The following is a 24,190-nucleotide window of genomic DNA, read 5'->3' as shown; positions in this document are numbered from 1 at the left end:
TTTCGCCCGGCTCATTGAGCCGGGCTTTTTTATTTCTCTTCTTGAGGGATGCCCGCGAGACCGCTGCGGCCCTTGCGGTTGGCAAACCAGACGCCAACAAGGATTGCCAACATTCCAACCCCTTGTTGTAACCAGAACGACTCACCGTCAAGTACGCCTAACAACACCGCGACGACCGGAATTAAATACGTGACGGAGCTGGTGAAAACGGTATTCGTTAGCTGCACAACATGGTTAAAAATAACCAAAGCGCCCGCGGTTCCGATAGTACCTAAAGCTAACACTGAAAATAGCGACAATAACGCGCCCGGCTGTTGAACCTGGGTGACGAATTCGGTGCCTGTAAACAAATAAAGGGTTGCCGGAATAGCGGCCATTAGCAGTGAAATACCAGTAATGGTTAAAGGCGATAAATCACTGATTTTATGTTTAATAAGATTCAGGTTGATGCCGTAGCAGATGGTCGCTGCCATCACTAACAGAGCGTATAGGTTAAAGCTCCAACCACCGCCCGCTGACGCGGTTACCAGTAGTAAGGTTCCGAACAAACCGATAGCAACGCCTATCACTTGAGCCACTTTCGCTTTTTGGTGAAAGAACAATGAACCAATGACCAAGGTTGCTATCGGGGTTAGGGCATTTAATACACCGGTAACACCGCTGGCCAATTGAGTTTGCGCTATGGCAAACATAAAAGCAGGGATAAGGCTGCCGACCAAACCAACACTGGCTAACTTTAACCAATGCTTGCGAGTAATTTTATTAAGGCGGCGTGCAATAAAAGGGGCAAGTACAATGCCGGCTGAGCTAATACGAAGGGCTCCCACTTCCATTGGACCAAAAGCCAGTAGCCCCTTTTTAATCAATAAAAAAGAGCTGCCCCATATCAACGCGAGCAGCCCCAGTAATAACCATGCACCTAGAGGCGGGGTGTTATTCGTCGTCATACGCTTTGCTATACCAGTGATTGAGTTTTTCTTCGACCTGTTCGACACCAAACCGTTTTAACGAGGAAAAGGCCTCGACCTGAACGTCACCATTAAAGGCTATTGCTGCTTGGCGTGCTTGTAAAACGGTGGACTTACGGGCGCCTTGCTTGAGTTTATCGGCTTTAGTGAGCAACACCAGTACCGGTAGTTCACAATCGACAGCCCAATAAATTAATTCCTGATCAGTTTCGCGGAACGGATGCCGAATATCCATTAGTACAACGATGCCTTTTAAGCTATCTCGTTGCTGAAGGTACTCGCTTAAAGAGCGTTGCCACTTTTCTTTTACCGCGAGTGGCACTTTTGCAAAGCCGTAGCCTGGCAAGTCGATAAGGCGTTGACCACTGTCCAGCTCAAAGACGTTAATTAACTGCGTGCGCCCAGGTGTTTTACTGGTACGTGCCAGTGACTTTTGCCGAGTCAGTGTATTTAATGCACTGGATTTGCCAGCATTAGAACGGCCGGCGAAAGCTATTTCTATACCTGTGTCCGGCGGCAACTTGCTGATGTCCGGCGCACTGGTCACAAATTTTGCCGATGCGTAATCTAATTGCTTATCTGTCACTGTTAAGGTCACTTTTATTGATAAAATGGAACGTCTACGCGCATTATGAAGTATCAGAGCTGTATCTCCAATGATCATTTGGCAATTGATTCGGTTTTAATCGTTTAATCCACACAAGTTTTGTGTAAAATAGCAAACTGCTCAAGGTGATTTATTGGGGCGCGTGGCGCCATCCAGAACAGAAGAGAAGCAAACATGAAAAAATTCGCAATCTTTTTGGGACTTTTCTTCGGTACCGCCGGTATCGCAGTAGCACAAAGCGGCGACGCTGAAGCCGGAAAAGAAAAATCGCAAGTTTGTGCGGCTTGCCATGGACCCAATGGTGTATCTCCGACCGATATGTATCCGCATTTGGCCGGTCAGCATGCAACGTACCTGCTGAAACAATTGAAAGATTTTAAACTGGCGTCTGAAACCGGCGGCGAAGAAGGTCGTAATAACCCTATTATGATGGGGCAGGTTGCCGCGTTATCTGAACAGGACATGGCCGATTTAGCGGCGTTTTATGCCTCACAAGATGCGCCCAAAGGGCAGACACCGAAAGAGTTAATAAAACCCGGTGCTGATCTTTTCCGTCGTGGCGATCCTGAAACGAATATGCCGTCGTGTGCTGGCTGTCACGGTCCTCGTGGTAACGGTATGGGATTGGCTGCTTTTCCTGATATTTCAGGCCAACATGCGGCTTATAATGCGTCTCAGTTGAAAATGTTCCGTAGCGGTAAACGTGATAACGATCCGAACGGAATGATGCAGGGCGTAGCAGAAAAGATGACTGACGAACAAATTGAATTGTTGTCTAAGTATCTGAGTGGCTTGCATTAAAATAGGGCCATATCGATAGAAAAGCGGCGCAAGTCGCTTTTTTTGTGCCTATGAAAAATGTTATTTAATAAGCCCTTTTTTACGGGTTGTTAACGAAAAGTAATAAAAAAGTGTTTTTTTAGATCAAGAAAATCATTGAATTAATATTTGGTTCAAGTAGTCTTAACAACGCTCAGGGGCCTTCCGGACAGAAAAAAACAAAAAAAAGATGTTAGAAAGTCCTTGAGAAAATAATAAAAAGACTGTAAAAATACAGCTGACTCGACACAAAAAAATAACAAGAGGTCGAGAGGTTATCGAAAAGCAAGGTTTTATCTTATTTCTCGATAATCCAGGGAGTAAAGCCAATAGGCTAGTGGTTGCTCCATTTAATAATAACAATAATAAAAGATAGGTTACGGAAAACCGCAATAACAACTCGGAAGCAGTGACAACCATTCTCATAGTTGCAGTGCGCTGCCAATTATATGAGAGAAGCAGGCGATGTGAAAGCATCGCCTTTTTTCTTGCCTGAAAGAAAAACCCTCTAAAAACCGCTATTAAAGCCGCAATTAACTTACTCCACTGACGTAATCTTGATTATTGCGTTACAATAGGACCTATTAGTTCTTATTCAGGAGCGACCATGACTCGCCAAAAAAAGACACGTAAAGCAGGGCCGCTTGCTCAGCCTAAGACACCAAGAGACAATCGGGCAACAGACGCTGCGTCAAAAGGCAAAAAAGTAGGTAAAGGACAAGCCCCGGGACAACGCCACTCATCCGCTAAAGTTCTGCAACCAAACAAAACAAAAGGCGATGAAAAAGATCCCCGACACGGAAGCCGTCGTAAGGTATCTCTGGTGATGACGCCCGAGCAGGAACTGAAACAGCTACAAGAAGATACGAAGCTTCAGTTACTGATTGAACGTTTTGAAAGCGATGAGCCTTTGACTGTAGAAGAGCAACGCTATCTTGATGAAAAGTCAGAACGTTACGAGCAGCTGGTTGAAAAACTGGGTTATGAACTTGATGAGGAATGGGACGACGAGGAGAGCTAATGTCCAGCGAACTCTATTGGATTATTGCCATTGTAGGCGTAGTGATTATTGTCGCTCTGGGTTGGTACGCTGCAACCTTACTCCTGCGTTTACGTGGTCAGACAGAAACGCGTAAAGCCGCAGTACAGAAACGCGTTGATCGCATCGATGAAAGCATTATTACCATTGCTAAGGCCATGCAGCAGGAACAATGTCCTTTATCGGAAGGTTGTCTACGCATAGTGGTTTTGCTGGATCATCGGCCCGAAGCGGTTGAACATGACTATTCGCAAGACTACCCGGCAATGCACGAGATGTATGAAAAAATTAAACATATGCCGACACACGAATCGCGTAAGAAGTTTCCTAAGAAGAAGATTCGTGAAATGGACGACGAGCGTGAAGGCTATGAAACGTCTATGCGCGATATTATTCTTGCGGACGTAGATAAGTTACTAAAGCAATTTCCGGCGGCCTGAGGAGGCGGCATGGCGTTTTTTAAAGGTGTAAAAGAAGACATTGCCAGCGTATTTGCCAGAGACCCGGCAGCGCGAAATACAATGGAAGTCCTATTTCATTATCCCGGGCTTCATGCCATTTGGTTTCACCGGCTAAGCCATAAACTCTGGGGTTGGAAACTGTATTGGTTAGCTCGGTTTATCTCAAATGTTTCCCGCTGGTTAACGGGCATCGAGATCCATCCGGGCGCTAAGATTGGACGGCGCTTTTTTATCGACCACGGCATGGGGGTCGTGATTGGTGAAACTGCTGAAATAGGTGATGATGTCACGCTTTATCACGGAGTAACCCTTGGCGGCACTAGCTGGAATAAAGGCAAGCGTCATCCCACATTAGAGGACGGCGTTGTTATTGGCGCCGGTGCGAAGCTACTAGGTCCCATTACGGTAGGTAAGTCTGCGCGTATTGGCTCTAATGCGGTGGTTGTCCGTGATGTACCAGAACTCACCACGGTGGTGGGTATTCCGGCTCGGGTTGCTCAGTCTGCTGTGGATGCGGAGACCACCGAGCGCCGTAAAAAAATGGCAAAAGAATACGGTTTTGATGCTTATGCGATTTCGGCCGATAACCCAGACCCGGTAGCAACGGCAATCGGCCGCATGCTGGATCATGTGCAAGTGCTGGATAATAAAGTGTCAGACCTTTGCCAGGCGGTTAATAAACTCGGCGGTGATGTCTGTGGGGAAATCCCCAAAGTCGATATGGATGACGTCGAGTTTTTGGAGGAAAGTGAGCGCGCCGCTAAACGGCGCTCTCATCAAGACGATGCTAAGCAAAACTCCTAGCTTTTTAGGTTAAAGCGCTCAATCAATGAATAGAGCTGTTTACTCGTATTTTGCAGCTCGTTGCTTGAGCGCTGGGTTTGCTCTGCGGTTTGCTGAGTATGTCGTGCGGTATCAGCAATCTCGGTAATTTGTTCGCTGATATGCTCTGCCACACCACTTTGTTCCTCAACGGCTGAAGCCATTTGCGAGGACATATCGGAAATGTCCTGAATTGCAGTTGAGATCTCACCGAGCGCGCTATCCGCCAGACGGACTTTCTCCACTCCCTCAGCGGCGGCTTCTTCACCTTGTTTAGAAACCTCTACAGCATTACGAGCGCGGTCGCGCAACTGCTGAATCACCCTGTGAATACCTTCGGTAGACTGGGTTGTTCTGGAGGCCAGCGAGCGAACCTCGTCAGCAACAACAGAAAACCCACGACCATGTTCACCGGCTCGGGCTGCCTCTATCGCAGCGTTCAGAGCCAATAGGTTGGTTTGATCAGCAATAGAAGATATTAAGTCAGCGGCTTCACCGATGGCTCCTGTCGATTGGTCTAGCTCTTTAACCGTCTCAGCTATTTGTTTTACTGCGTCATGCAGTTTCACTATAACTTCGCTCGCCTCTCTTGCAAGTCCAACGCTCTCGTCGACATTTGCCTTGGCTGATTCCGCTTGTTGAGCATTTCGCTCCACAGTGTCTGCGACTTCCTGAATAGCGGCTGCCATTTCATTCATAGCTGTGGCGGTTTGTTCTGTTGCTGCGGTTTGTTTGTCGACATACTGTTTACTTAACTGGGCTTGATCGTAGGTGTCGTCCGTTACCTTTAAAAGACTGCCAACGGCGTCTTTCATGCGACTTAAAGCGGTTCGGTTTCTCGCTCCTTCACTAAGCAGCTGCATGGCAAGCTTTGCTTCCCGGCCCTGTTTATCGAAGTACGTCATTCCAACCAGTTCGGAGTCGAACGCCTCGGGCCGTAATTCCAGGAGCCCCTGCAACATACGGCCAATGTAAGCCCCGTAAGCAAAGGTGGTAACCACAGTGGCCGCTAATGCAATAAGTGCCGCGACAGGCTCATTCAGCAATGCTATGGCAGCACTGGCGATTAAGCCTGGGATAACAATCGGTAGTAAGTCTTTACAGTTCAGCCATAAACGCTTACTAAGCGGTATGGCATGCTTGCCGGCATTAAGGCGATCATAAACGCTCTGTGCGCGTCTCTTGCTTTCTTCAGATGCTGCCACCCGAACAGATTCAAATCCTACTGGCTTGCCATTTTCCATTATCGGAGTGACATAAGCACTGACCCAGTAGTGGTCACCATTTTTGCAGCGATTTTTCACTAATCCCATCCAGGGCTTGCCGCGCTTAATGGTTTTCCACATCTGCTCAAAAACACCGCCGGGCATATCGGGGTGACGAAGAACGTTATGCGGAGAACCAATCAACTCCTCCCGTGTGTACCCACTCACATTAACGAAATCCTCGTTGCAGTGACTGATAACCCCTTTAAGATCGGTTGAAGAGATGAGTCGATAGTGGTCTGGAAAGCGGCATTCCTTTCCTGTAACCGGACCATTGTTTTTCATAGGCGCCTTAATAAAGTTTGATTAACATCAATGTTTATAAGGTTATCGTATTTTGGCCCGAAAAGTTTAGTAAGAGGGGAAATTTAGTCATAAAAAAACGCCGCTAAAAGCGACGTTTTTGAAATTCTTTGTGTAAACGTTCGGCACCCGGAAGGGTACAGAAGGTTCCTTACATAGGAACTACGTTTTCAGCTTGTGGACCTTTAGGGCCTTGAGCTACGGTGAAAGAAACTTGCTGGCCTTCTGCCAGAGTTTTGAAACCGTCAGACTGAATAGCGCTGAAATGTACGAAAACGTCTGCGCCGTTTTCTTGCTCGATGAAACCGAAGCCTTTAGCTTCGTTAAAGAATTTTACTTTACCTGTAGTAGTAGACATGCTGATATTCCTCGTAGTGCATGTTGAAATCAATGTATTGCTCAAAAAACTTAGGTATTACTTGGACTTACAAAACGAGGTACAGCAAAAAGGACTTCGTAAAAAATCTCAAATCAATAGCCGAAATTTTCTCAGCGCGATCGAGTATACCCTTAATTTCGCTTGAGTCAACAATGCCTTGCGTTATTTTAACCAGTTACGGCTGATATGACGGAAAGTATCGGTTCCGGCTTTCTCCAGCCATTCGAATGCTGCCATCTCGGAAGTGACGATTTCCACTCCGGCGCTGCGCATCCGTTCTATGGCACCTGATTTATCCGTAGAGCGCCGCGAGCCAACCGTATCGGCCGGTAAAAACACTTGATATCCGGACTCCTGAAGCTCTATTGCCGTTTGCAGAACGCACACGTGGGTTTCCATGCCCATAACCACAATATGCTTTTTATTGTACTCTGAGAGAACATCCCGAAATGTATCGTCCCTGAGTGCACTGAAATGTGTTTTTTCAACCACGCGGGCTGCTTCAATAATTTCCTGAAGGCTGTCTACGGTGTAGCCTAAGCCTTTAGGGTATTGCTCCGTGATAAGAATAGGCACATCGAGCTGCACCGCAATTTCGCCTAACCAACGCATACGGGATGTCACTACATCACGTTGGTAAATGGCTGGCAGCAACCGTTCTTGGGCATCGACTATCAATAGCAGAGAATCTTTAGCAGAAAGCAGCATCATCCATTCCTGTCGTTTAACGTTATACTTATAATAGATACTAACCTTAGCTGATTAACACCGCTATCAGCAAAAAGTCTTAATCTGGTCAATAATTGTGCGTGAAATTTGCAGTTAGGCCGGCCAGTGGCTACAATCCTCGCCTTTCCGAATGCACACGCACATCCAAACAGTAAATAAAAGGTGACACCATGGCTCCGGTATTGATTCTAATGGGTTCCCAGTCCGATTGGCCGGTAATGCAAAAAGCGGCTGAAATGCTAGAGTCTCTGGGCATTAAGTGGCAGGCGAAAGTAGTTTCTGCGCATCGCACGCCGGACTTACTTAAATCCACCATGGAGCAGGCGGAGCAAGATGGCGTGCCTGTCGTTATTGCCGGCGCCGGTGGCGCAGCTCATCTTCCCGGCATGCTGGCGGCTTATACTGCTATCCCGGTGTTCGGTGTGCCCGTGCCCAGTAAGCAGTTAAAAGGTTTGGATAGCTTGTTGTCCATTGTGCAAATGCCAAAAGGCGTCGCTGTGGGAACCTTGGCGATTGGTGATGCAGGTGCCGCAAATGCCGGCTTGTTAGCAGCACAAGTTATCGGCAGCTTTGACAGCGACGTTCGCCAACGAGTGCAGGAATTTCGCACAGCACAAAAAGAAAAAGTGATGGCGAATGCTGATTTGGAGCTGCCAAAATGAAAATCCTGATTCTTGGTAATGGTCAACTAGGACAAATGCTGGGTAAAGCAGTTATTCAGCAAGGCCATGAATGCGTTCTGTATAGTGACAGGCACGACAAGGTAATGGCGCTGGGTAGTCAGCAGACGCTTGCAATGACGTTAGCTGAGGCCAATGACTGGGCTGATGTTACTACCTGGGAACATGAGCATTTGGGTGAGGAGCTCGTTGCAAAAACGGCTGACAAGTTTCTGCTAAAGGCGGAGCGCTTTAATCAGCTGGTCGATCGCCGTACTCAAAAGGCACTGTGTGATGAGCTGGAAATACCCACCTCTGCCTGGAAAGCTTACGAAAGCGTTGCCGACTTAACGGCTATTTTAAACACCTGTGAGCATGCGGTTGTAATTAAGTCAGCGAAAGGAGGCTACGACGGGAAAGGCCAATGGCGCTGGCGTCCGGGTGATGATATTGCCGCAGTGGCTAACGAAGCCGGAGAACGGCCGGGAATAGTCGAAGACATGATTGACTTCACCGACGAAGTGTCGGTAGTGGGTGCGCGCTCACACAAAGGCGAACAACGTTGTTTTCCGCTCACTTTAAATGTGCATACCAATGGCATTTTGTCATACAGTCTGGCGGGCGCAGGGCACTTCTCTCAAGCGCTTGAGGATTTAGCAAAAGAGTATCACCGTAAGCTGACTAACGCGTTGGATTATGTGGGTGTATTGGCTATCGAATTTTTTGTTGTTGGCGATGGCGACAACCAATATTTGTTGGTTAACGAAGTGGCACCAAGAGTGCACAACTCGGGCCACTGGACAATGAGCGGTGCTAACTGCGATCAATTTAACCTGCACATTCGCGCCATTACCGGTTTGCCCCTGCCTGATTTACTGATTGCGCCAACGTTAATGGTCAACGTGATTGGCGTTGCGGGTATTCCTGAAGCGTTGTGGGAAGCCGCTGCGGCTGAGTGTCACTGGTACGGTAAGGATGCCAGACCAGGACGTAAAGTAGGCCACGTGAATATTATGATAGATTCATTTGAGCGAGGCGAGAATCTGGCCAGCAGCTGGACTGAAAAGCTGCAGCTACTGGCGGGCTAGAACCTATTTAAAATCTGAATGAGCGGCTAAAACCGCTCATTCAGCCATTTCTGCATATCCTCAACCTGCTCCATGCACAGCGAGTGTGGCATCGGGTAAGTTTGGTAGGTTACTGAAAACCCTTTTTCCTTCAATACCGCACAGGCCTTTTGCCCCAGTACTTCGGGTACCACCGGATCCTGGGTTCCGTGTTGAACTAAAATTGGCAGCTCTGCATTGGCCTCGTTTACCTCAATGTCACCTGCAGTCGCAAAGTAGGTGGAATGCGCCATCAAGCCTGCCAGCGGCTTGGGATACGTTAAGGCCGCTTCGTAACCGACAGCTCCACCTTGTGAAAAGCCGGCAATAATAATGCGTTTACTGTCGATCCCTTTCTCAATCTGCCCATCAATCATCGCATGCACTTTGGCAGCAGACTCGCGCAGTTGCTGGCTGTCAATCTGACGGTCGATGCTCATATCGGTAATATCGTACCAGGCCGGCATGACCATACCCTGATTAATGGTGACCGGCATTTGTGGTGCATGAGGGAATAAAAAGCGAACCTGTGCATTGGTAGGTTTTAAGTGCTCGGTCATGGGGACAAAGTCATTACCTGAGGCACCCAAACCGTGAAGCCAGATGATAACCGCGTCGGCATTACCTGCCGGCTCGTGTTTGATAACTTCCAGAGACATTACTGATTTCCTATGACTGCGGCCGGGTAGGAACCCAGCCAGTGAATGTTGTTCATTGCGGCCAGTTCTTTAAGAGCAAAAGCCACACCGGGCTCGCTGCGGTGACCATCAAATTCAATAAAAAAGTGATAGTCGCCAAACCGACTGCCAGCCGGGCGCGAAACAATAGAGGTTAAGTTTATTTGCTGCTTGGCAAAAACCTGCAAGCTATCGACCAGCAACCCCGGGTGGTCGTTGTCGTCAATGAGCAGCAAGCTGCTTTTCCAGCCTCTTCCTTTATCGAACACCGGCTCTTCAGAAGCAGCGGATAATACCACGAAGCGTGTTTCGTTGTGTGGGTTGTCGGCTATTTTGTGACTCAGTACCTGCAAATTATCCGGGCACTCCAAATGCTTTGGAACCACTGCGGCCGAGGGGCCTTCAGCCGCTCGTAAAGCGTCCAGAGACAACGAATTACTGGCGGTATGGACAATAGGAAGAGCTAATTTATGCAAGTACTGATGGCACTGTCCTGCCGCAACAAACTGGGCGAATATTTGTTTCGGGTGGTTGCTGTTACTCAAGCATTGAAAGGCTACCGGAATACGAATTTCGGCCTGAATGCGTAAAGGCCGTTGAACCAGATAATCGACCACCGGCGAGACAAACCCTTCAGTTAGGTTTTCGATAGGAACAACGGCAGCGTCACAGCTCTGACCAACAGCGTCCAGACAGCTTACCAGGCTGTCCAGCAACTGAATGTCATGATTTTTTTCGGGCTGGTAAAGTCCCGCGGCAACCTCTGAAAAGGTGCCTGCGGGTCCCAAAGTGGCTAGCTTCATTTTTTGTATTGCTCGAACCAGGCCAGTGCATGCTCGATTTTCGCAATCATGTTTGACGGACGCGCAGTCACACCATGGTATGCACCGGGCACGCGTACCATCGCCGTATCTACTTTTTGCAACTTAAGAGCCTGGTAAAACTGTTCGGTCTCTGAGATGGGGGTACGGCGATCTTTTTCCCCAGTGAACAACAGTACCGGTGTCTCAACGTCACCCACCATAGACAAAGGTGAACGTTGCCAGTAATGCTCGAGTTCTTCCCATGGCATACCCGGGAACTGATTCGTGATTTGACCAATGGAGCTGTCGGCCGTGAGCACCTTACTTACCCAGTTAATGACCGGGTTGGTTGCCGCTGCTGCATTAAAGCGGTTGGTCAGCCCGACTGCGTAGGCCGTCGCAATACCTCCGGCAGAGCCACCGGCAATAAAGAGATTATTCGGGTCTGCAATACCTTTATCTATCAGTAAGTCGATGCCTGTCATGTGATCAGCAAAGTCGTACGGAGAGGCATAGTTTCCATCCAGCAACATAGCGAAGTCTTTGCCGTATGAGGTACTGCCGCGGTGATTCACATAAAGAACGACATAGCCCTCGGCAGCGTAGCGCTGATGTTCGGCAGCAAAGTGAGGACCATAAGACAAGTGGGGTCCGCCATGGACTTCCAGCAATAAGGGGTATTCTTTGCTTGCGTCGTAATTCGGAGGCGTAATGTACCAGCCCTGGATTTCCTGCCCGTCGTAGCGGGACTTATACCGAACTTCATGAATTTTACCCAGGTTACGGTGACCGAGAAGATCCTCGTTTAACTGAGTAAACTGGACGGCTTCACCGCCTTTAGGTTGATAACCGACATCGGCAGGGCGGTAAGCTGAGCCTTTGGTGTAAGCTATTGCGCCGGTTTTTGAGGCGCTAAAGGAGCCCATGGTATAAGGGCGGCTGACGTAAGTGCCGGAAACATCATTGACCCGTTTGGTCAGCTCGTTATCCAGGGTAACATCAGCGACGACGGTCCTTCCCTCGTTAGTAAAGGAAACCGCTAATGAGTCATTGCCTGTCCATTGCGGTGAACTAAAGGATCGGTCAAAGTCTGCCTGCAGTTCGGTTTTGCTGCGATCACTCCAGTCCATGATCCACAATTGTGATTTATGGTAAGGAACAGGTTCGTTGGAGCTGTGCAGGTACACCAAACGTTCGCCATTGGGTGAAAACTGAGGAGACGACTCGCGGCCCGGCTTGTCGGTGACCTGAGTGACCTCTTTAGAACTCAGGCTGACACTGTATAAGTCGCTTTCATTTACCTGGTAGGCCCAGTCGTTGACACGATTACCAGAGAAAACGAGATGCGTATCGCCGGTTGTCCAGGTCAGCGGACCGCCATGTCGATAAGGGCCGTCGGTTAGCTGGCGCGCGGTGCCGCCTTCGGCAGGAACCACAAAGAGCTGCGTGTGTGCAGGCTCCAGTACGCCGCGACCGTCACGCTGGTAATAAGCCTCTTGAACGATAATAGGAGACTTTGACCATTTAGCGCCTTCCGGTTTGGCTGGTTTTTTAACGCTTTTTGCGAAAGGTGTCGGTTCGGCTTTGACTGACATGGTAAAAGCCAGTTGAGTGTCGTCGTTCGACCAACTGATGCTGCCCGGGCTTTCACTCACATGAGTGACTGTGGCGGTTCGCTGCTCTTTTATCCAGTGCACATGAATCTGATTCTTGTCCGAGCGGTTAGAAGCAAAGGCGAGTCGGGTACCATCGTTTGACCAGGCCAGGCTGCCGTAGCTGTGCTGATCGTCAAAAAGGGGTAAATGTTGACCCGTTTCGGTATCAATTAGCCATAATGAGCGTCTGGTGTTGTCTTTCATGTCATCAAAGCTGTTGCGAATGTACGCTATGTACTTGCCGTCAGGTGAAATGCTGACCTGATTGGCGTATTCAAGCTGGAAAATGTCTTCAGCTTTAAATGTACTATTTGTTGGCTTAGTGTCTTGCGATAGTGCTGGAACGGAAGTAAAAAGTAGCGCTAAGCTACCGGCAATGACGGATTGTTTTAACCACATTGTTGTTCTCCTTTTGGTTATCGCTTTACGTTACTTAAGCTTGCCAGGCGATGCAAAGAGTTCCGTTCAAGTTGGCAGAAAATACGGTAAACTGAACGCCTTTCCCAAAGGCTGCTTGAAAAAAGAAGGAAAATACATGCATTACCGCCAAACGCGTGCCGAGATATCCTCTTCTGCGATACAGCACAATGCCAAGTGGGTTCGCCGGGCAATGGCTGGTGGGAAACTCCTGGGAGTCGTCAAGGCTGACGGTTACGGACACGGAGTGGGGCCAGCTGTTCAAGCGTTAACCCCGTACGTTGATGGCATGGCAGCCGGTTTTATGGAGGAGGCATTGGCCGTTCGGGATAGCGGCTACAAAGGGCCTGTGGTGATACTCGAAGGCTGCTTTTCGAACAAGGAGCTGACTCTTTGCTGTGAACAGCAGCTCAGCCCGGTGGTGCATTGTGAGCAACAGTTGCAAGCTATTGAACAGGCCAAGTTAAGAGCTCCTTTGTGGATTTGGCTAAAGGTGGATACCGGTATGCATCGGCTTGGCTGGTCTCAAGAGCAAGCGCAACAGGCGTTAAGCCGACTGCAATCAAGCGATAATGTCGCGGGTGTAACGCTGATGTCACATTTGGCAAATGCCGATGCCGAGCACAGCTTAAATGCGGCTCAAAAACAGTTGTTTTATCAGCTATCAGGCACACTTAGTGGGTATCAGGCTCGTAGTTTTCATAATTCGGCCGGGTTACTGAATCCGGCTACGCAATGGGCGCTGCAGGATGACGACTGGGCCAGGGCCGGGCTGCTACTATATGGCGTTAACCCATCCACAGTAACAGAGGTACAGCCTGAACTGCAGCCTGCTATGCGACTGGTGGCTCCGGTTATAGCATTACACAAGCTGAAACGAGGCGAGTCGGTGGGTTATGGCAGCGGCTGGAGTGCTGAAAAGCCCAGCGTTATTGCAACGGTTGCTATGGGCTATGCGGACGGCTACCCGCGGCAGGCAAAAAATGGTACGCCTGCAATGATCCGAGGCCATCGGGTTGGTTTAGCCGGACGCGTTTCTATGGATATGTTGACTATTGATGTCACCGGTATTGATGACGTTCAGCTGGGTGACGATGTTGAGCTGTGGGGGCCTGATGTTGATGTACGGCAGGTTGCAGCCTGCGCAGATACCATTTCCTGGCATTTACTAACAGGTGTCAGTGGGCGAGTGCCGCGAGTGCTTCTCTAAGCGATTAGCCATACAAAAAGTATGGCATTGATTAGTATTTATCCTACAACTTTTACTCGCTGAACCCTGATCTTTATCAACAAAGGCGTATACTTAAGGCAAACCTCAGTTAAGGGTGTTTGCTATGTTCGAAAGTTTTGACGCACTATTTCTGGCGCGCTTTCAGTTCGCTTTTACTATCGCATTTCACATTATTTTTCCTGCGTTTACCATTGGTGTTGCTAGTTACCTTGCGGTTCTCGAAGGCCTTTACCTAAAAACCCGAAACCCCGTTTACCAGCAGTTGTTCCGCTATTGGGTTAAGATTTTCGCGGTTGCCTTTGGTATGGGTGTGGTGTCCGGCATTGTCATGAGTTACCAGTTTGGCACTAACTGGTCGGTATTTTCTGACAAAGCAGGCCCGGTTATAGGCCCGTTAATGGGTTATGAGGTGTTAACCGCCTTTTTCCTTGAGGCAGGGTTCCTTGGTGTGATGTTGTTTGGTATGAATAAGGTTGGCGAAAAGCTTCACTTCTTTGCCACATTGATGGTGGCAGTAGGCACTGCCATTTCAGCGTTTTGGATTTTATCGGTCAACAGCTGGATGCAAACACCCGCGGGTTACGCTATGAACGAAGCCGGTCAATTCATTGTTACTGACTGGTTTGAAGTTGTGTTTAACCCCTCCTTCCCTTACAGACTGGCACACATGCTGCTGGCAGCTTACCTGACAGTCGCTTTTGTTGTTGGTGCAGTAGGTGCCTGGCACTTACTGAAAGACAAAACCAATGCTGCAGCACGAAAAATGTTTTCCATGGCCATGTGGATGGCGTTAATTGTGGCGCCATTACAGGTATTGGTGGGTGATTTCCACGGCTTGAATACGCAAGAACATCAACCCGCGAAAGTGGCGGCGATGGAAGGCCATTTTCACACCGAGGCTCAGGCGCCTTTGTATTTATTCGGCATGCCCAACGAGAAAACTGCCGAAGTGGATTACGCGCTGAAGATCCCCGGGCTTGCCAGCATTATTCTGAAACACGATATTAATGCAGAAGTCACCGGGCTGGATCAGTTCCCGCGAGAAGACTGGCCTCCTGTAGCCACTGTGTTCTGGGCTTTCAGAATAATGGTGGGGATTGGTGTATTAATGGTGCTTGCAGGGCTTTGGTCAGGAATACAGAGGCTGCGAGGCAAACTGTATGACAACAAGTTATTACTGCGCTTTAGCTTATTTATGGGGCCCATGGGCTTTGTGGCGGTTATCGCCGGGTGGATAGTGACGGAAGTTGGCCGCCAGCCCTGGGTCATTTATGGTCTGTTGCGTACCGCTGATGCAGCGTCACCCATTGATAAGGCAGGCGTTGCGGGCAGTTTGATTGCCTTCATAGTCGTTTACTTCCTCGTTTTTGGTGCGGGTACTTTTTATATTCTGCGCAAAATGGCGAGTGACCCCGCAAAAGTAGCGATTCCCGATTACGCTAAGTATAAGCCAACAATGGCCGCTGAGCGCATTTACGACGAGGAGGCCTAAGTTATGGATTACGCACTTATTTGGGCAATATTAATTTCTGTTTCTGTTTTCGCTTACGTTGCTTTAGACGGATTTGACCTGGGTATTGCGCTGCTTTTCCCCTGGTTTAAAAAGGAAGAAGACCGCGATGTGATGATGAACACCGTCGCCCCTGTCTGGGATGGCAACGAAACCTGGCTGGTGCTAGGTGGCGGCGGTTTGCTGGCCGTATTTCCGCTCGCTTATTCGGTGCTGATGCCGGCGTTGTACATGCCGGTTATCGCCATGTTACTGGGCCTTATTTTCCGAGGGGTGGCGTTTGAGTATCGATTTAAGACTAAGCGCGCCAAGGGTATTTGGGACTTGTCCTTTATTGTCGGCTCGTTAATCGCGGCGCTTAGTCAGGGCATTATGCTGGGGGCTATGTTACAGGGCATTCAGGTCACTGACCGGGCGTATTCCGGCGGCTGGTTTGATTGGTTGACTCCCTTTACCCTCTTTTGCGGTGTCGCGGTGGTTATTGGCTATATGATGCTGGGTGCCACCTGGTTGGTGATGAAAACGAAAGGTGACTTACAGCGCCAAAGCTATCGTGCCGGTTGGTACAGCGCTATTTTATTGGTGGCTTGCATAGCCTTTGTCAGTCTCTATTTGCCTTATGCCGATCCTTTTATTGCGGAGCGTTGGTTTACCTACCCTGCCTCGGTTGGTTTGTGGGCGTTACCAATACTTCTGGTGATCATTACCCTGGGGTTATTGCGCTCTCTGCATAAAAAGCAAGAAGGGCGGCCATACTTGTGGGGGCTGGGTTTATTCCTTTTATCTTTTGCCGGGTTCGCGGTTAGCATTTTCCCTTACCTGGTGCCGCGGAGTATCACTTTGTGGCAAGCTGCAGCACCCGATAACAGCCTGAAGTTTTTGCTCGTTGGAGCCGTATTCCTTCTGCCTATTATCTTTGCCTACACGGGCTATACCTACTGGGTATTTCGCGGCAAAGTTGATCCTGAAAGCGGGTATCACGACTAATGAAACCGGTGCTGAAAAAATGGCTGTGGTTCGTTGGATTATGGTGTCTGGGTGTATTAGCCGTCACGCTGGTTGGCGGCTTAATACGCTGGGCCTTACTGTAGACGTGAAAAGCGTTTGGTATAAAACCAGATTCCGCTAACGGGTAATAAAATAAGCGCGACTCCGGAGAGTAAAATAACCAGCTGATATAGCCAACCGCCCATTGCGGCAACATGCAACGGGTAAATGGTGTTCGATACCTGGTTTCCAAGCGGCGTGTTATGGGTATTAGTGACTTCATCTAGCTTTCCATTTTGGTTGAAGCCAACATAATTTCGCCCGTTAGGGTGCCACTCGTTATTATGCTTAAGACGAATGCGTGGTTCTTCGAGATACAATAAACGTGCGTCTGTTGTTGGCAGCACCTGCTTCGCTATGTCAAAGCGCTGCTGCCAGTTAACTGCTGAAGCATCAATCATCTTATTCGAACTGGTTTGTTGAAAGGGTAGAGTCGCCAGCAGCATAGACTTGACCTGGGCGGAATACATAATCGCGGTACCCGTGCTTAGTCCAATGAATACGGGTATAAACAGAACCACCCCGATAAAACGATGGGACTGCCACAAGGTTTGCATTCCGCGGCGTGAAAAGGGGTTATAAAAACGCACGGATAGTGCGCGCAGGGAGAATCCTCTTCTTGGCCACCAGCGGATCAGCCCGGTGAAAATCAACGCCAGGCTGGCAAGGCCTAATATACCGAGAATATCCTTACCAAGCTCATCTAACAGCAAATGATGGTGTAATTCGACCAGCCAGCTTGTAACGTCGCTTAGGTAGTGCCGCTCTAATAAGAGAGTGCCACTTGCATCGTAATAATAATGCGTACTTTCCGAATCGACGATTTCAAGCCAGGGTCTGTCGTCCGTTGGCATCAGTGCATAGCCGGTGTGGTGGTTATTGGCAATGCGGGCGACTTGGGTCTGAGTTAACGGTTGAGGTAATTGCAGCTGAGGGTATTGCCAGCTCAGAAACTCGTTTTTATAGAGCAAAATGCTGCCGCTTACCGCCATCAATAAAAGCCAAAGGCTGAGCGTTAAGCCCAGCCATCGGTGCCATTGTGTCAGTGTCGGCAGCTTTCGCTTAAGCGACATGGCTTACCACTGGTAATTCCAGGTCACGCTAACAGTACGGCCCCGGCCGGTGAAGTTGCGGTTATCGCCACCAACGGTTTGTGCGTAGTAGGTGAAGTAGTACTTATCAAACAGGTTCTCTATACCAAATGAGAATTGACCCATATCGCGGGTTTCAACCAGCATGGTTGCGTCAACTGTGTTGTAGCCGTCAAAATTGTTAATGGCTTCAGCGCCAGTGTAAATATCGCGGTCAAACAGTTTGTTCCATTGTACGCGGCTGCTGACCATGCCCGTCCATTGTTGTGACCAGAACAGGTTCGCCCGTTTAGGGGCAATATTACGACCGCCCAGTTGTGTATCGACAGAACCGTCATCGTCGCTGTCATACTTGCCGTCGGTATCTGCGTAGTTCAGGCCAAAAGCGGTATCGTTCGATAAAGCGTATTCAGCGCTCAGTTCAATACCGTCAATGTCGGTTTTTTCACGCTGAACGCTATAAAAGCCGTCGACATCAGCTTGCAAACGCGCGCCTAAATCGGAGCTGGAGCGAAAGTAGCTGACAGAGGCGTTCCATGCATTGCTTCGATACTCGATACCCACTTCTTCGTTGTCGGCGATAACCGGTTGCAGATCCAGGAAGCTGCTAACGCTTAAGTTCGGTGTCGAAATGCCCCGTAACACACGGCCAACGTCTGGCATGCTGAAGCCTTCGGAATAGCTGGCAAAAACGCGCCATTCGTCATTTAAGGCGTAAACCGCACCCAAGTTACCCAGCAATTCGTTAAAACTGGGTTCTCCGCCTTCTACGAAGACTGAGCCGTAAGAGGCTAAAGTGGTGAAGTCATCAGCTTTTAACTTACCGTATTCATAGCGTAGACCACCACTTAGTGTTAAGTCGTTGGCCTGGTAGCGAAGTTGAGCGTAGGGGGCCCAGTTCTCAAATTGTGTTTCCGGCACCCATTTACGACCCGTTTGAGCCAATTCCTGAAAGGTTTCGTCATTCAGGTAATCTAGCCCTGCGCTAACAGACACAGGTGACTGCTGAATGTTGTTCCAGTTTAAGGTAATGCGTGAACCGTATTTGCGTGAATCGTTGCGCGATTGGTCGAACAGATCATCACCGTAGGCTGGATCCTGGAAGGTTGCATAGGTGCCACCGCCGTACAGTGCGGAAAAGTCCTGGAAGAACAGCTGCCAATTTAAGTCAGCGCTTAAAAAGTCGCTGTTGTTGTAGGTTAAGCTGGATGTAGTCACCTCGTTTTCCGGTGCCTCCCCAGGGTACTGGCCTTCAAGTGACAACGTCGGGATATTCTCTGCGCGGTTACCGTCAACAGAGTAATAGTCGCCGTTACCGGCCATATCAAAGCGGTTCAGCATAAACTCAAGACGCTGTTCGCTATCAATGTCATAACCGACTTTCGTAAATAAGTCGTAGCTCTTGGAGTCCATGGTGTCGCCTTGGGCAACATCAACACCAATGAGCTGTCCTTTGCCATCAACGTACATACCGGTATCACGATATTGGGCACCAAAAACGACATCCCATTGACCACTGCCATGTCGCAGAAGATAACCTGCCTGGTAGCTTAACCCTTCAGAAATTTCGGAATCTGGTGCGGTGAAGCCGGCATTCACTTCGTGACTAGTGCCATCTTCGGCTTTTTTAGTGACGATATTGATGATGCCACCGCTGGCGCCCATACCTTGAATAGCGCTGGCACCGTGAATGACTTCAACCCGTTCAATCATAAAGGGGTCAATGGTATAAGCTGCGCGTGAGCCGTCACGTAACGGATTTGATTGAGGAACGCCATCAATTAAGTAAAGTGGCTGACGACCGCGTAAGGTTTCGCCTGAGCTGGTTAACTTTTGGCGAGAAGGTGAGTAAGCGGGGATAAGGTTCCCCAAAATATCGGATAAAGACTCTGCGACACTCAGCTGCTGGCGTAACTCTTCGCCATCTATCACGGAGACCGTAGCCGGAATCGCACTTTGAGGAACACTGGTGCGGGTTGCCGTAATTTTGATGGTTTCGTCGACCGGAGTCTGCTGTGCTGCTGCAGAAACGGACAACAAGGAAGCAATAGCTAACGTAAGTGGCTTTTTGAACATGAGAATCCTTATCATTTACTTAATTTGCGGTGATGATAATTATTCTCATTACAAAGTCAATTGAAACTTAATTATTTATTAAGTTTTTTGCTTAATCGCAATCTTCTATCCGATATGGTATTTAACTAACACTGTTTGTCGAAAGGAACCGATTAATGAAATTTTGTTTTCAAACACTGAGTTCAGCCCTACTTGCAGCCGCGTTGCTGACCAGTGCGCCGTTGTGGGCGCAAAGTGCTGACAGCATTCGTAACACCGCAGAAGAAACGTTAGAGGCCTTTAATATTCCCGGCCTCGCCGTGGTGGCCGTCAAAGATGGTGAGGTGATTTTAGCGGAAGGTTTTGGCGTGCGCGATATAAAAACTGGAGAGCCGGTTAATGCCGAAACATTGTTCGGTATTGCTTCAAACACCAAGGCCTTTACCGCCGCGGCCATGGCAACCCTGGTGGAGCAGGGGAAGTTAGATTGGGATGACAAAGTCATTGAGTACATTCCAGAGTTTCGGTTAGCCGATCCGGCTATTACACAGTCGCTGACTATTCGGGATACGTTAAGCCATCGTTCAGGGCTGGGTTTGGGCGCCGGAGACTTGATGATTTGGCCAAACACCGATAAGTCCACCAGTGAGATTATTGCCGGATTAGCGCATGTGCCTATTGAACATGGTTTGCGTGAGCGATTTGCCTACAATAATTTAATGTTTTTGACCGCAGGTGAAATCATCCACCGTGTTACCGGTATGCCGTACCGTCAGTACATTGAAAAAACTTTTTTCGAGCCGTTAAATATGGATGAAAGTGTTCTTGGCTTTTCAAACATTCCGCAAAGCAACAATAATGTGGCTGTGGGTACCATTGAAATGGATGGAGAACTGCATCGCTTTCCGCTCGACTTTCTTGAGGATTTTGGCGCCGCTGGCGCGACGGCGGCAAGCGTCGATGATTTAGGAAATTGGTTAATTACCCAGTTGCAAGGTGGTGTGAGCCCGTCAGGTGAGCGTGTTTTTTCGGAAGACGCACAGCAAGAGATGTGGCAATTGACCACGCCGCTGGGCACGTCTCCTGAGGCTGCCGAACAAGGAACATACTTTAGTGGATACGGTATGGGCTGGTTTTTGAAGGACTACCAGGGTGTGAAGCGCGTTTACCACAGCGGAGGCATTCTGGGCATGTTGTCGCTGACCACCCTCATACCAGAGAAGAACTTCGGTATGGTGGTGCTGAGTAATCAGCAAGCTTTTGGCGGCCTTACGGCTGTGACTCAGGAAGCGCTGGAAGATTTACTGAATTTGCCAGACCGCGACTGGGTTGCAGAGGAGCAGGAAAAGTATCAGGCTTTCATGAATAACAAGACTGAGTTTGCTATTCAAACACCAGAACTAGTGAGATCAGCTTTGCCGTTAACGCGTTACGCCGGGGTTTATCACGACGCCTGGTATGGTGATGTGGAACTGACCCTTGAGCAGGGAGAGCTGCGTATTAACTTTACTCACACGCCCATGCTAAACGGTACGTTAGAGCACTATAACGGAGATACCTTTGTGGTGCGCTGGGATGAACCGCTGCTTGAGGCCGATGCGTTTATTGATTTCGGTGTGAATCGAAATAATGAAGTGACGGGCGCCACACTGGAGGCTGCGGCACCTTTTACTGACTTTAGCTTTGATTTTCATAATTTGAATTTGCAGAAACAGCAATCGAAAACGGCCGATTAAACTGTCGGTTGACCCACCTGTATATCGAGTAAAGCGCAGCCTTTTCAGGCTGCGTTATCGTATGCGCGCCTTCGCCGACGGCGAATACGCGCTGGTTGGGCGTCAGAGACTGTGTAGTTGAGTAGCGACAGTTCGCCTTTATGGTCTTCAAGCAGAGCCGTACAGTTCTCGACCCAGTCGCCTGTGTTGGCGTAAATCAATTCGCTTTCTTCAAGCAGCTCGGGATGGTGAATGTGACCACAGACAATGCCATCCAGGCCTCGCTTGTTGGTTTCACGAAGCGCCGCCGACCGATAGTTACCGATGACTTCTTCAGCCTTGCCAACCTGGCTTTTTACATAAGCTGACAGCGACCAGTAATTGTGACCAAAAAGGTTGCGCACGCGGTTTGTCTGGCGGTTGAGCCACAGTAAAAAGTCATAAAGGTTATCGCCAACAAAGGAAAGCAGCTTGCTGTGACAGGTTTCCGCGTCAAACGCATCGCCATGCATGACTAGCAGCCGTTTGTTGTCTGCGGTGGTGTGAATGGCCTGACGTTGAATTCGTATGCTGGCGACATCGGGGTGCCGGTATTTACGCATCACTTCATCATGATTGCCGGGAATATAGATAACATCGACACCGTTGCGTGCCATGGCCAATATTTGTTGAATGACCTTGTGATGCGAAGTGGGCCAAAAAATCTGTCGCTTCATGGCCCAAAAATCGATGATGTCGCCAACTAAATATAGCCGTTCGACGTCAACGCGTTTTAGCAAGTGAAGCAAAAACTCGGCCTTGCAGTCCTTCGAGCCTAAGTGAACATCAGAAATGAATAACGTTCGGGCATTTAAACGAGCCTGGGGCATAACGATCTCCCACGGTGGGTTTCGTCTATACTCCGCTGCTTAAATGAACCGACGTTGACAGTTCATTTAAGCTTTTGTGACACGTACAATACTGGACATTGCGACGGATATTCCCTAAAATCCTCGCCTGCTCTGAATACCCCAGACTACGCACCCGTAGCTCAGCTGGATAGAGCGCTGCCCTCCGGAGGCAGAGGTCGCAGATTCGAATTCTGCCGGGTGCGCCATCTCTGTGCGAATTTCCTTGATAGTAATCACTTACTAAAAATTTAATGTGTCCAAATTGTGTCCAGAATGTGGCCAACATTTTCGGATTAACTTTTCATCAGCCAAATTTTGACCTTTCCCTACAATTTTTAAATCAGAGCCAGAAAAACCTGAGTTTAGGTGTCGAAAATATTCGACGTTATACTTTGGAATTCGAAATGATCCCAGCAACTTATATTGAGAGTCGAATAGGCCATGGAGATTAGTCGGAAGCCCGTTAATTTTTTGTTTACTTCCGCTTTGTGTCAACACCGGACCTTATCATTTAAATTGGTTTCCGAGTGTAAACCGTTGGTAAGTCGAAACGCCTTATAACGGGACAAAGAAATCAATAGGCGAAAGGATCTCGCCTTTGATAACCTAGTCTAATTTAAAACTTAGATCCTAATGCCCCTCAAATCTTTTTTTCTTGAGAGCCTGAAGCTCTCCCCAAGACATGATGTAACCGGAACCCACTTCTCCTGTCTCTTGTTTTTCCTTCGCTTGCGCTAATCTTGCTTTAAAAAAACTGTCTTCAGAGCTGGAAAAGCTTCGTCTACTTTTAAGTATATTTACCATGGGTATCAAACTAAGCTGAGCGACAGCGGGGAGGTTATCTATTTTGAAAGCGCTGAGCGTGTTCTCTACAGTCAGTTCCTTCCATTGGGTCGCTGATATTTTTATTAAGTTTATGGTGAAAGAAAATGCCTCTGCTTTATCGTCAAAAGGTCGGACATTTTCTTTAATACTAATATGACCATCTGCCTCCTTGCGAAGTAGACTCATCTCCAGTAACTGCCAATCTAATTCTGAGATAAAGATATCCATATCAGTTGTCATTTGTCGCACGCAATGAAGTGAAAAAGGTAAGTCACCGGCAAAGCAAAATTTAACTTTGTTTGCTTGGAGCTTCTTTATAAGCGCAGTTACGGACTTAAACAGCTCTTTGTTCTCTCCATACATGGGCGCTATGAAGTCAGTGTACAGGTCAAAGTTCATTGTTAATGATCTTCCGGCTGCGCTCCAGATCCGCTGTTTGAGCGATTAATAGAGAGTATGATTCGCTTGCTCCCGACTTAAAGTCCAGTGGGTGAGAGTCTCGCTCCAGTGATTTAAGCCAGGACAAGTCGCTAGCTTGCTTTTGTCCTGCAGCCTTGTAATAACCGTTTGTCCAAAGCTTCAGATTATTTGGGCGCCAAGTATCTGCAAGTAATATTCCTTTAACCTGCTTTATGGCCCCAAACGGTTCTCTATATACGCCAGACCTATTCATCATCAAACGAAAGCTAACGGCTAATTCTGGTGACTTTATGCGTTCGTAGTCAGCTTTTATGTGTTGTAAAAAAGTCTCTGCCGGATAATCTCGTTTAGCCTCGATGAAGTACAGTGTCTCATTTAGGTAGATAAACGCGTCAATGTGATTTTTCCAAGGTTCGCCTAAAACATCTTTTTCGCTAAGTTTGGATGGTTGATTGTTAACAGGGGGTCTAGCTGAAGCAGGTTTTTGCTGCGGTGCTCCTGCAAAAGGAACCTCAACACCCCAGAGAGAATCAGGATAACGCTTTAAGGAGGCCAATAAAAATGCCGTTATTAAGTTTTGCTCTACCATTTCACCGCCGGGCTTACACGGACGGAAAATACTCATAGATTTCTTATAGTGGTCGCGTAAATCGGCAAACCCTTGTGCGATAAACTCATCCATCTTTCGTCTGGCCTT

General features: G+C 48.5%; 23 protein-coding genes and 1 tRNA gene. 11 read left to right on the top strand and 13 right to left on the bottom strand.

All coding sequences use genetic code 11. The features are described 5' to 3' along the window. Nucleotides 1–29 precede the first annotated feature (29 nt). Nucleotides 30–947 carry a DMT family transporter gene (locus RBK99_RS08800; protein ID WP_317504233.1) on the bottom strand — a complete coding sequence of 306 codons (918 nt, stop codon included), beginning with the start codon at nt 945–947 and terminating at the stop codon, nt 30–32. Continuing rightward, on the bottom strand, nt 934–1,554 hold the full coding sequence (gene yihA, locus RBK99_RS08795; protein WP_317504232.1) for a ribosome biogenesis GTP-binding protein YihA/YsxC: 621 nt from the start codon (nt 1,552–1,554) through the stop codon (nt 934–936). The genes RBK99_RS08800 and yihA overlap by 14 nt, the downstream gene beginning before the upstream one ends. Nucleotides 1,555–1,749: 195 nt before the next feature. Between yihA and RBK99_RS08790 the strand changes: the two genes are divergently transcribed. The 4 genes from RBK99_RS08790 (at nt 1,750) to cysE (ending at nt 4,698) form a co-directional block, all read left to right on the top strand. Next, entirely contained in the window at nt 1,750–2,376 is a 627-nt protein-coding gene (locus RBK99_RS08790; protein ID WP_317504231.1) for a c-type cytochrome, read from the top strand. 625 nt (nt 2,377–3,001) lie between these two features. Then, entirely contained in the window at nt 3,002–3,415 is a 414-nt protein-coding gene (locus RBK99_RS08785; protein ID WP_317504230.1) for a GTPase-activating protein, read from the top strand. After that, nucleotides 3,415–3,873: a DUF2489 domain-containing protein gene (locus tag RBK99_RS08780; protein WP_317504229.1), complete on the top strand. Its 459-nt coding sequence runs from the start codon at nt 3,415–3,417 to the stop codon at nt 3,871–3,873. The genes RBK99_RS08785 and RBK99_RS08780 overlap by 1 nt, the downstream gene beginning before the upstream one ends. Nucleotides 3,874–3,882: 9 nt before the next feature. Beyond that, nucleotides 3,883–4,698 (top strand): serine O-acetyltransferase, encoded by an 816-nt coding sequence (gene cysE, locus RBK99_RS08775; protein ID WP_317504228.1) that lies wholly within the window; start codon nt 3,883–3,885, stop codon nt 4,696–4,698. Here cysE and RBK99_RS08770 read toward each other — a convergent pair. From RBK99_RS08770 to RBK99_RS08760, 3 genes are all read right to left on the bottom strand, one after another. Beyond that, nucleotides 4,695–6,266, bottom strand: coding sequence for a methyl-accepting chemotaxis protein (locus RBK99_RS08770; RefSeq protein WP_317504227.1), 1,572 nt, complete (start codon nt 6,264–6,266; stop codon nt 4,695–4,697). The two genes, cysE and RBK99_RS08770, sit on opposite strands and share 4 nt — an antisense overlap. Before the next feature lie 169 nt (nt 6,267–6,435). Further along, nucleotides 6,436–6,642 (bottom strand): cold-shock protein, encoded by a 207-nt coding sequence (locus tag RBK99_RS08765; RefSeq protein ID WP_011233297.1) that lies wholly within the window; start codon nt 6,640–6,642, stop codon nt 6,436–6,438. A gap of 183 nt (nt 6,643–6,825) precedes the next feature. Then, nucleotides 6,826–7,374: a hydrolase gene (locus RBK99_RS08760; protein WP_317504226.1), complete on the bottom strand. Its 549-nt coding sequence runs from the start codon at nt 7,372–7,374 to the stop codon at nt 6,826–6,828. 188 nt (nt 7,375–7,562) lie between these two features. On the opposite strand from RBK99_RS08760, the gene purE reads away from it, so the two are divergent. After that, on the top strand, nt 7,563–8,054 hold the full coding sequence (purE, locus tag RBK99_RS08755; protein ID WP_317504225.1) for a 5-(carboxyamino)imidazole ribonucleotide mutase: 492 nt from the start codon (nt 7,563–7,565) through the stop codon (nt 8,052–8,054). Continuing rightward, nucleotides 8,051–9,139, top strand: a complete 1,089-nt coding sequence (locus RBK99_RS08750; protein WP_317504224.1) for an ATP-grasp domain-containing protein — start codon at nt 8,051–8,053, stop codon at nt 9,137–9,139. The genes purE and RBK99_RS08750 overlap by 4 nt, the downstream gene beginning before the upstream one ends. Before the next feature lie 26 nt (nt 9,140–9,165). Here RBK99_RS08750 and RBK99_RS08745 read toward each other — a convergent pair whose 3' ends face one another. The 3 genes from RBK99_RS08745 to RBK99_RS08735 are packed head-to-tail and all read right to left on the bottom strand — an operon-like array spanning nt 9,166 to nt 12,691. After that, on the bottom strand, nt 9,166–9,816 hold the full coding sequence (locus tag RBK99_RS08745) for an alpha/beta hydrolase (RefSeq protein ID WP_317504223.1): 651 nt from the start codon (nt 9,814–9,816) through the stop codon (nt 9,166–9,168). After that, entirely contained in the window at nt 9,816–10,637 is an 822-nt protein-coding gene (locus tag RBK99_RS08740) for a prephenate dehydratase (protein WP_317504222.1), read from the bottom strand. The genes RBK99_RS08745 and RBK99_RS08740 overlap by 1 nt, the downstream gene beginning before the upstream one ends. Continuing rightward, nucleotides 10,634–12,691: a S9 family peptidase gene (locus RBK99_RS08735; RefSeq protein ID WP_317504221.1), complete on the bottom strand. Its 2,058-nt coding sequence runs from the start codon at nt 12,689–12,691 to the stop codon at nt 10,634–10,636. Before RBK99_RS08735 ends, RBK99_RS08740 begins: the two co-directional genes overlap by 4 nt. 136 nt (nt 12,692–12,827) lie before the next feature. Between RBK99_RS08735 and alr the strand changes: the two genes are divergently transcribed. The 3 genes from alr (at nt 12,828) to cydB (ending at nt 16,437) form a co-directional block, all read left to right on the top strand. After that, nucleotides 12,828–13,919 carry an alanine racemase gene (alr, locus tag RBK99_RS08730; RefSeq protein ID WP_317504220.1) on the top strand — a complete coding sequence of 364 codons (1,092 nt, stop codon included), beginning with the start codon at nt 12,828–12,830 and terminating at the stop codon, nt 13,917–13,919. Nucleotides 13,920–14,043: 124 nt separating this feature from the next. Further along, on the top strand, nt 14,044–15,432 hold the full coding sequence (locus RBK99_RS08725; protein ID WP_317504219.1) for a cytochrome ubiquinol oxidase subunit I: 1,389 nt from the start codon (nt 14,044–14,046) through the stop codon (nt 15,430–15,432). A gap of 3 nt (nt 15,433–15,435) precedes the next feature. Beyond that, nucleotides 15,436–16,437, top strand: coding sequence for a cytochrome d ubiquinol oxidase subunit II (gene cydB, locus RBK99_RS08720; RefSeq protein WP_317504218.1), 1,002 nt, complete (start codon nt 15,436–15,438; stop codon nt 16,435–16,437). A 95-nt stretch (nt 16,438–16,532) separates the two neighbouring features. On the opposite strand, the gene RBK99_RS08715 is transcribed toward cydB, so the two are convergent. Then, nucleotides 16,533–17,570, bottom strand: coding sequence for a PepSY-associated TM helix domain-containing protein (locus RBK99_RS08715; RefSeq protein ID WP_317504217.1), 1,038 nt, complete (start codon nt 17,568–17,570; stop codon nt 16,533–16,535). Between the two features lie 3 nt (nt 17,571–17,573). Then, on the bottom strand, nt 17,574–19,664 hold the full coding sequence (locus tag RBK99_RS08710; RefSeq protein WP_317504216.1) for a TonB-dependent receptor: 2,091 nt from the start codon (nt 19,662–19,664) through the stop codon (nt 17,574–17,576). A gap of 155 nt (nt 19,665–19,819) precedes the next feature. On the opposite strand from RBK99_RS08710, the gene RBK99_RS08705 reads away from it, so the two are divergent. Continuing rightward, complete coding sequence (locus RBK99_RS08705; protein ID WP_317504215.1) at nt 19,820–21,379, top strand: serine hydrolase; 1,560 nt, start codon at nt 19,820–19,822, stop codon at nt 21,377–21,379. Nucleotides 21,380–21,423: 44 nt separating this feature from the next. Here the strand turns inward: RBK99_RS08705 and RBK99_RS08700 are convergent, their stop codons facing one another. Further along, nucleotides 21,424–22,227, bottom strand: a complete 804-nt coding sequence (locus RBK99_RS08700) for a UDP-2,3-diacylglucosamine diphosphatase (protein WP_317504214.1) — start codon at nt 22,225–22,227, stop codon at nt 21,424–21,426. Between the two features lie 150 nt (nt 22,228–22,377). Between RBK99_RS08700 and RBK99_RS08695 the strand changes: the two genes are divergently transcribed. Further along, nucleotides 22,378–22,454: transfer RNA gene (locus tag RBK99_RS08695), tRNA-Arg, on the top strand. 424 nt (nt 22,455–22,878) lie between these two features. Here the strand turns inward: RBK99_RS08695 and RBK99_RS08690 are convergent. Together RBK99_RS08690 and RBK99_RS08685 are read right to left on the bottom strand one after the other, a co-directional pair. Next, complete coding sequence (locus RBK99_RS08690; protein ID WP_317504213.1) at nt 22,879–23,472, bottom strand: hypothetical protein; 594 nt, start codon at nt 23,470–23,472, stop codon at nt 22,879–22,881. Next, nucleotides 23,462–24,082, bottom strand: a complete 621-nt coding sequence (locus RBK99_RS08685; protein WP_317504212.1) for a hypothetical protein — start codon at nt 24,080–24,082, stop codon at nt 23,462–23,464. The genes RBK99_RS08690 and RBK99_RS08685 overlap by 11 nt, the downstream gene beginning before the upstream one ends. Nucleotides 24,083–24,190: the final 108 nt, after the last annotated feature.

It is taken from the genome of Idiomarina solivarensis (assembly GCF_033052755.1).
Classification (GTDB): domain Bacteria; phylum Pseudomonadota; class Gammaproteobacteria; order Enterobacterales; family Alteromonadaceae; genus Idiomarina.
This window is presented reverse-complemented; position numbering and strand designations above follow the sequence as displayed.

Bases quoted from the DNA above. Each gene is read 5' to 3' on its own strand.
- RBK99_RS08690 (WP_317504213.1), bottom strand. From the start codon at position 23,472: ATGAACTTTGACCTGTACACTGACTTCATAGCGCCCATGTATGGAGAG.
- cydB (WP_317504218.1), top strand. From the start codon at position 15,436: ATGGATTACGCACTTATTTGGGCAATATTAATTTCTGTTTCTGTTTTC.
- RBK99_RS08705 (WP_317504215.1), top strand. From the start codon at position 19,820: ATGAAATTTTGTTTTCAAACACTGAGTTCAGCCCTACTTGCAGCCGCG.
- RBK99_RS08685 (WP_317504212.1), bottom strand. From the start codon at position 24,082: ATGGTAGAGCAAAACTTAATAACGGCATTTTTATTGGCCTCCTTAAAG.
- RBK99_RS08725 (WP_317504219.1), top strand. From the start codon at position 14,044: ATGTTCGAAAGTTTTGACGCACTATTTCTGGCGCGCTTTCAGTTCGCT.
- RBK99_RS08800 (WP_317504233.1), bottom strand. From the start codon at position 947: ATGACGACGAATAACACCCCGCCTCTAGGTGCATGGTTATTACTGGGG.
- RBK99_RS08785 (WP_317504230.1), top strand. From the start codon at position 3,002: ATGACTCGCCAAAAAAAGACACGTAAAGCAGGGCCGCTTGCTCAGCCT.
- cysE (WP_317504228.1), top strand. From the start codon at position 3,883: ATGGCGTTTTTTAAAGGTGTAAAAGAAGACATTGCCAGCGTATTTGCC.
- RBK99_RS08790 (WP_317504231.1), top strand. From the start codon at position 1,750: ATGAAAAAATTCGCAATCTTTTTGGGACTTTTCTTCGGTACCGCCGGT.
- purE (WP_317504225.1), top strand. From the start codon at position 7,563: ATGGCTCCGGTATTGATTCTAATGGGTTCCCAGTCCGATTGGCCGGTA.
- alr (WP_317504220.1), top strand. From the start codon at position 12,828: ATGCATTACCGCCAAACGCGTGCCGAGATATCCTCTTCTGCGATACAG.
- RBK99_RS08760 (WP_317504226.1), bottom strand. From the start codon at position 7,374: ATGATGCTGCTTTCTGCTAAAGATTCTCTGCTATTGATAGTCGATGCC.
- RBK99_RS08700 (WP_317504214.1), bottom strand. From the start codon at position 22,227: ATGCCCCAGGCTCGTTTAAATGCCCGAACGTTATTCATTTCTGATGTT.
- RBK99_RS08740 (WP_317504222.1), bottom strand. From the start codon at position 10,637: ATGAAGCTAGCCACTTTGGGACCCGCAGGCACCTTTTCAGAGGTTGCC.
- RBK99_RS08770 (WP_317504227.1), bottom strand. From the start codon at position 6,266: ATGAAAAACAATGGTCCGGTTACAGGAAAGGAATGCCGCTTTCCAGAC.
- RBK99_RS08750 (WP_317504224.1), top strand. From the start codon at position 8,051: ATGAAAATCCTGATTCTTGGTAATGGTCAACTAGGACAAATGCTGGGT.
- RBK99_RS08710 (WP_317504216.1), bottom strand. From the start codon at position 19,664: ATGTTCAAAAAGCCACTTACGTTAGCTATTGCTTCCTTGTTGTCCGTT.
- RBK99_RS08735 (WP_317504221.1), bottom strand. From the start codon at position 12,691: ATGTGGTTAAAACAATCCGTCATTGCCGGTAGCTTAGCGCTACTTTTT.
- RBK99_RS08715 (WP_317504217.1), bottom strand. From the start codon at position 17,570: ATGTCGCTTAAGCGAAAGCTGCCGACACTGACACAATGGCACCGATGG.
- RBK99_RS08745 (WP_317504223.1), bottom strand. From the start codon at position 9,816: ATGTCTCTGGAAGTTATCAAACACGAGCCGGCAGGTAATGCCGACGCG.
- RBK99_RS08765 (WP_011233297.1), bottom strand. From the start codon at position 6,642: ATGTCTACTACTACAGGTAAAGTAAAATTCTTTAACGAAGCTAAAGGC.
- RBK99_RS08780 (WP_317504229.1), top strand. From the start codon at position 3,415: ATGTCCAGCGAACTCTATTGGATTATTGCCATTGTAGGCGTAGTGATT.